We start from the raw sequence: 5,193 nt of genomic DNA on the forward strand, positions 1-5,193 counted from the left end.
GCGCCGACCTTTCCAATCTGACCCTCGCCGCGACGCCGGCAGCGCCGACGCCGGCCGCCGCCACATCGGTCGATCCGGCGGCGGACACGGTGGCGGTGCCGCTGCCGCCGCGCCGCCCTTCGGCCGAGCGTCTCGCCGCCGTCGTACGGCCCGCGGCGCCCCGCAGGACACCCGCCGGGGAGCCCGTCCTCGAAGCCACCGCACTCACCACCGAGTGAGAGAACCGGGCACATCGCGCGGGAAAACCGCACCCGTTGTCCCTACAACGATCGGCGCGCCGGGTTGACCGCGGGACCGCAGCGCAACACATACGGGGCGTCGGACGAGAGGACCGGTGAGGCGGACGCGTTTTGCGTCGCAGCATCGCAACCGCTCGAATTCCTTGAGACAAACAATCATGCACCGAGGGCAGGGGTGCGCCGGACGTCTCGCGAGAGATCGGGCGTGACCGCGTCATGGCCGCCCTCACGCGAGGTTCGCGGCGCATGACTTGCGTCGGGATGGCCGAGAGGCCGGTCTCGCGCTTGGGATCAATCGGAAAGCGGACGACGCCATGGCCGGCGCGGTGGAACAAGAATCACTCTTCCTGAACGACCTCGGTCGTCGGGTCCGCCATGCGCGCACGGTTCGCGGGCTGTCGCGCAAGCTGCTGTCGCAGACGTCGGGCCTGTCCGAGCGCTACATCGCCCAGCTCGAGGGCGGGCAGGGCAACGTCTCGATCATCCTGCTGCGGCGCGTCGCCGACGCCATGGGCGTGCGCCTCGACGACCTGATCACCGGCAACGACGCGATTCCGGATTGGCCGGTGCTGCGCGACCTGCTGGGGCAGGCTTCGCCGGCGCAGATCGCGGCCGCCAAGGAAGCGCTCTCCGGCGGCCCGCGCGATGGCAGCATGCCGCGCCCCCGCGTGGCGGTGGTCGGCCTGCGCGGTGCCGGCAAGTCCACGCTCGGGCGGATGACCGCGGAACGCCTCGGCTGGCCGTTCATCGAGCTCAACGCCGAGATCGAGCGCGAGAACGCGCTCTCGGTCCAAGAGATCTTCGCGATCTACGGGCAGGAAGGCTATCGCCGGCTCGAGCAGGCGGCGCTGCGGCGCCTGACCGAGCATCCCGGCCCGCTGGTGCTCGCGACCAGCGGCGGCATCGTCGCCGAGCCCCTCACCTACGACCTCCTTCTGCAGGCGTTCTTCACCGTCTGGCTCAAGGCGCGGCCGGAGGAGCACATGCAGCGGGTCCGCGACCAGGGGCACCTCGCCATGACCGGCGACCACGCCTCGGCGATGCTGGAGCTGCGGGCGGTGCTCGCCAGCCGCGAGCCGCTCTACGCCCGCGCCTCGGCGACGGTCGACACCTCCGACGTCCCCGTCGAGGTGATGGTCGATCGCCTGACGCAAACGATCGAGGCGCGCTTCCAGGCGCAGGCGGCGACCGCCTGAGGGTTGCAATGCCGTGCCCGGCGTCTCGCGCCGACCCTTGATCGTGGGCCGGCGTCACCCCAAGCTTTCGGCGTGCGTCGGGCGACGACCGGGCATCGCCGGTCCGCAACCGACCCGTGATCATCCGTGACCCGGCGCGACCCGGCCGGGGCGCCCCGGCGCCGACCGGCCATCGGGCTTCGTCCCGCGCCACCGAGGAGCATACCATGACTGGCAGTCACGCCCTCGGGCGTCCCGTCGCCGACGGGCTCGCCGGCACCGTCGATCCGGTCTGGTCGCGCCTGCGGGCCGAATCCGAGGCGGTGATCCGCGACGAGCCCCAGCTCGCGTCCTTCATCGTGGCGACGATCCTCAACCATACCAGCCTGGAGGGCGCGGTCTCGCACCGGGTCGCCGCAAGGCTCGGGCATCCTGCGCTGCCGTCCGAGCTCGTGGCGCATGCCTTCCACGAGGCGATCCAGGCGGACCCGCGCATCGGCGAGGCGTTCCGGGCTGACATCGTCGCGGTGATGGATCGCGATCCCGCGACCAGCCGCGCGATCGAGCCGGTGCTGTACTTCAAGGGGTTCCACGCCATCCAGGCCCACCGGCTGGCGCACCACGTCTGGAACCAGGGCCGGCGCGACCTCGCCCTCTACCTGCAGAGCCGGTCGTCCGAGGTGTTCCAGTGCGACATCCATCCGGCGGCGCGGATCGGGCGGGGCGTGTTCCTCGACCACGCCACCGGCCTCGTCGTGGGCTCCACCGCGGTGATCGAGGACGACGTCTCGATCCTGCATGCGGTGACGCTGGGCGGCACCGGCAAGCAGGGCGCCGACCGCCATCCCAAGATCCGCCGCGGCGTGATGATCGGCGCCGGCGCCAAGATCCTCGGCAACATCGAGGTCGGGGAATGCGCCCGGGTCGCCGCCGGCTCGGTGGTCCTGCGTCCGGTTCCGGCCAACACCACGGTGGTCGGCGTGCCGGCCCGCGTCGTCGGCACCGCCGGCTGCGCCGAGCCCGCCCGCGCCATGGATCAGCTCGTCAGCATCGACCAGTTCATCCACATGGCCGAGGGGATCTGACGCGGGCGGGCCGCCGCGCTTGCTCCACCGCCGAGGGCGTGGCAAGCGGTGGCCCGGCCGCCGGGCGGGCCGCCGATCACGGCGCGCATCGCCGAAGACACCCTGCATGAAGAACCCGAAAGGCTCGACAGCGTGACCAAGCCCGAAGTCGCGAAGCTGCAGGACTACCTGCGCCGCAAATTCGCCAATGCCAGCATCCGCATCGTGGCACTGAAGAACGGCGATTCCGCCGAGGTCTACATCGGCGAGGAGTCGATCGGCGTGATCTCCGACGACAAGGAGGACGGCGACGATTCCTTCGTGTTCCGGATGGCGATCCTTGACATCGACCTTGAGGAAGAGGCCTGAGTCCGGCGTCTCGCCTGTGCACGAATTAACGCTAACCCGCACAAGTGCTTAACGCTTCGTAAACATCCGGGCTAGACTGCACGCATCCTCGGATGGAGTGCGCGCGTCATGGTCCTCGCCCCCGCTGCCCTCGATACGATCCGGACGCTCTGCGTGGGCTTGGCCCTGTCAGGGTTGCTCGCGAGCGCGTTCGAGTTGTTCACGACGCGCCGCGCAAGCTTCAACCTGCTCGGGCTCGGCGGCGTCACCGCCGTCGCCGCGCTGCCGATGCTGGCCTTCGGCGCTCCGTTCATCATCCTGCGCAACACCCTGCGCGGGCGCCGGATCGAGGGGCGCCCGATCCCGTTCGTGATGCTGGCGACGATCATCGCCTGCGGCTGGGGGCTGCTCTCGGGCCGCGTCGCCCTCGACCTCGCGGCCCTCGTCGTCGGCGCCTGAGCCGGGCCGTCAGCGGTTGGCCGTCGCCACCGGCGACGCGCCGCCGTCGAGCGTCACCCACGCCCGCCCGTCCTGCCCCTCGCGCTTGATGTATGCGTATCCGGTGTTGCGCCACGACAGGATCGTGTTGGTCTTGTTGTCGAGGATGAAGTCGCCGCGGTCGGTGCGCACCATCAGCACCGCGTGGCCCTCGCCGATGTCGTCGATCACCACAGTCATCCGCAGGGCACGCCGGGGAAGCCCGCGCTCGATCAGCATCCGGCGCTTGAGCAGCTGGTAATCCTCGCAATCGCCGAACCCGTCATCCGGGAAGTCCCAACGGTCGACGACGCCCCAGTGCGCCTGGTCGGTGATCGGCCTGATCCGTGCGTTGACCCGGCGGTTCACGCTCGCCAGCGTCCGCCACAGGGCGGTGTTCATCGCGATGGTCGCCAGCTCGCGGGTGTCGACGTCGCATTCGGCCGGCATGCGTCGGCAGAACTCGGTCCACGCCGCCACCGGCCGCGCCGCCGGCCCGGTCTCCACGGCGGTGGCCGCATCGGGCGGGAGGGCGGCGATGCGCGGCTGGGTGGAGGCCCCCCCGATCATCAGGATCGTTCCGGCGAAGCCCAGGGCCGCGGCGCGTCCCGTGCGCCGCACCGCATCGCGCCATCGGATGCCGCCGAGGGCACCTGCCGCCTGGACAACCGCGTGCCGCATGCTCGATGCTCCGCCCTGCCGAAGCGCCCAAGCTGGCACGCTCCGGTCGGCGGCTCAATCGAAATTTAAGGGCGAATTAACCACGTCGGCGGCGAAAGGTTCCGATCCCGCGTGGTGATGTAAGGGCGCCACCCGCACATGCGCCATGGGTATGCGTGCCCTGCACGGTCGATCAGCCCTTGATTCCGGCGTGATTCGCGGCTTGAGACTGTGACACCGGCGTGACGGCGTGCCGGTGCCATGGGATCGGCATTCGAGGGTCCCAGCAAGACGCCGGCCAACGCGCCGCCAGGGATCATCGCAACCGTGTCGCAACCCCCCATCCATCTCATGATCCGGGCTCTCGCCGAGAACGGCGCCCCGGGGGCGATCGACATCGCCCAGCACGCGGTGGAGATGTTCCTCGCCGCCTCGCCCACCGACGCCGACCGCGCGCTCGCCGTCGACATCCTCCTGCGCGATCTGGCCAGCCTGCGCGGCGTCGCCCCCCACATCACCGCCTTCATCGGGCGGATCGAGATGCAGCTCGGCCGGATCCGCCGCGACGCCCTCAAGCGTCCGGCGCAGCGGCCCGTGCCGGCGGATGCCGAGATGACGGAAGAACCCGTCCCGTCCGAGGTCGAGGCCGAGCCGGCGCTCCAGGCCGCCTGAGCCTCAGCGGTTGGCGGTGGTGACCGGGGAGGTGACGCCGCCGAGGGAGACCCAGGCGACGGCGTCCTGGCTCTCGCGCTTGATGAAGGTGTAGCCGGTGCGGTGCCAGGGCAGGATCTGGCTGGTCTTGTTGTCGAGCACCAGGTCGCCGCGGTCGGTGATCAGGGTGAGCACGGCGTGGCCCTCGCCCTTCTCGTCGATGACCACGGTCATCCGCATGGCGCGGCGCGGCAGGCCGGCCTTGGCCAGCAGGCTGCGCTTGAGCAGCTGAAAATCCTCGCAATCGCCCGAGCCGTCCTCGGCCAGGTCCCAATGGTCGGGAACGCCGAGGTGGTCCATGTCGGTCACCGGCGTCACCGTAGCGTTGACCCGGCGGTTGACGGCCTGGATCGTGCTCCAGATCGCCGGCGTCATGGCGATGCGGGCGGGCTCGGCGGGGTCGACCGCGCACTCGGCCGGGTAGCCCTGGCAGAAGGCGACCCAGGCGAGGATCGGCTTGGCGGCGCCGACCGGCGCGGCGGCGATGGTGGGGGCGGGCAGCGAGGCCAGGGTCTGCGC

At 70.9% G+C, this 5,193-nt stretch carries 7 protein-coding genes and 1 pseudogene; 6 read left to right on the top strand and 2 right to left on the bottom strand.

The window, feature by feature from the left end; translation table 11 throughout:
• The 5 genes and pseudogenes from FV223_RS30620 to FV223_RS19480 all read left to right on the top strand — a co-directional run.
• Window positions 1-218 (top strand): annotated as a pseudogene (locus FV223_RS30620) (lytic transglycosylase domain-containing protein); the annotation flags it as partial.
• A gap of 311 nt (window positions 219-529) precedes the next feature.
• Window positions 530-1,435 (top strand): helix-turn-helix transcriptional regulator, encoded by a 906-nt coding sequence (locus tag FV223_RS19465; protein WP_281406289.1) that lies wholly within the window; start codon window positions 530-532, stop codon window positions 1,433-1,435.
• Between the two features lie 206 nt (window positions 1,436-1,641).
• Window positions 1,642-2,499, top strand: a complete 858-nt coding sequence (gene cysE, locus FV223_RS19470; RefSeq protein ID WP_147728555.1) for a serine O-acetyltransferase — start codon at window positions 1,642-1,644, stop codon at window positions 2,497-2,499.
• Window positions 2,500-2,631: 132 nt separating this feature from the next.
• Window positions 2,632-2,847 (top strand): DUF3126 family protein, encoded by a 216-nt coding sequence (locus FV223_RS19475; protein ID WP_147728559.1) that lies wholly within the window; start codon window positions 2,632-2,634, stop codon window positions 2,845-2,847.
• Window positions 2,848-2,955: 108 nt separating this feature from the next.
• The gene (locus FV223_RS19480) at window positions 2,956-3,285 is read left to right on the top strand and encodes a hypothetical protein (protein WP_147728556.1); all 330 of its coding nucleotides are present in this window, start codon (window positions 2,956-2,958) and stop codon (window positions 3,283-3,285) included.
• A gap of 9 nt (window positions 3,286-3,294) precedes the next feature.
• Here FV223_RS19480 and FV223_RS19485 read toward each other — a convergent pair whose 3' ends face one another.
• Window positions 3,295-3,873, bottom strand: coding sequence for a transglutaminase-like cysteine peptidase (locus FV223_RS19485; RefSeq protein WP_243948331.1), 579 nt, complete (start codon window positions 3,871-3,873; stop codon window positions 3,295-3,297).
• A gap of 417 nt (window positions 3,874-4,290) precedes the next feature.
• Between FV223_RS19485 and FV223_RS31940 the strand changes: the two genes are divergently transcribed.
• Window positions 4,291-4,635: a hypothetical protein gene (locus FV223_RS31940; RefSeq protein ID WP_243932331.1), complete on the top strand. Its 345-nt coding sequence runs from the start codon at window positions 4,291-4,293 to the stop codon at window positions 4,633-4,635.
• 3 nt (window positions 4,636-4,638) lie between these two features.
• On the opposite strand, the gene FV223_RS19495 is transcribed toward FV223_RS31940, so the two are convergent.
• On the bottom strand, window positions 4,639-5,193 hold a 555-nt coding region (locus tag FV223_RS19495), incomplete at its 5' end, for a transglutaminase-like cysteine peptidase (RefSeq protein ID WP_147728558.1).

The organism is Methylobacterium sp. WL116 (genome assembly GCF_008039455.1).
In the GTDB taxonomy this organism is placed as follows: domain Bacteria; phylum Pseudomonadota; class Alphaproteobacteria; order Rhizobiales; family Beijerinckiaceae; genus Methylobacterium.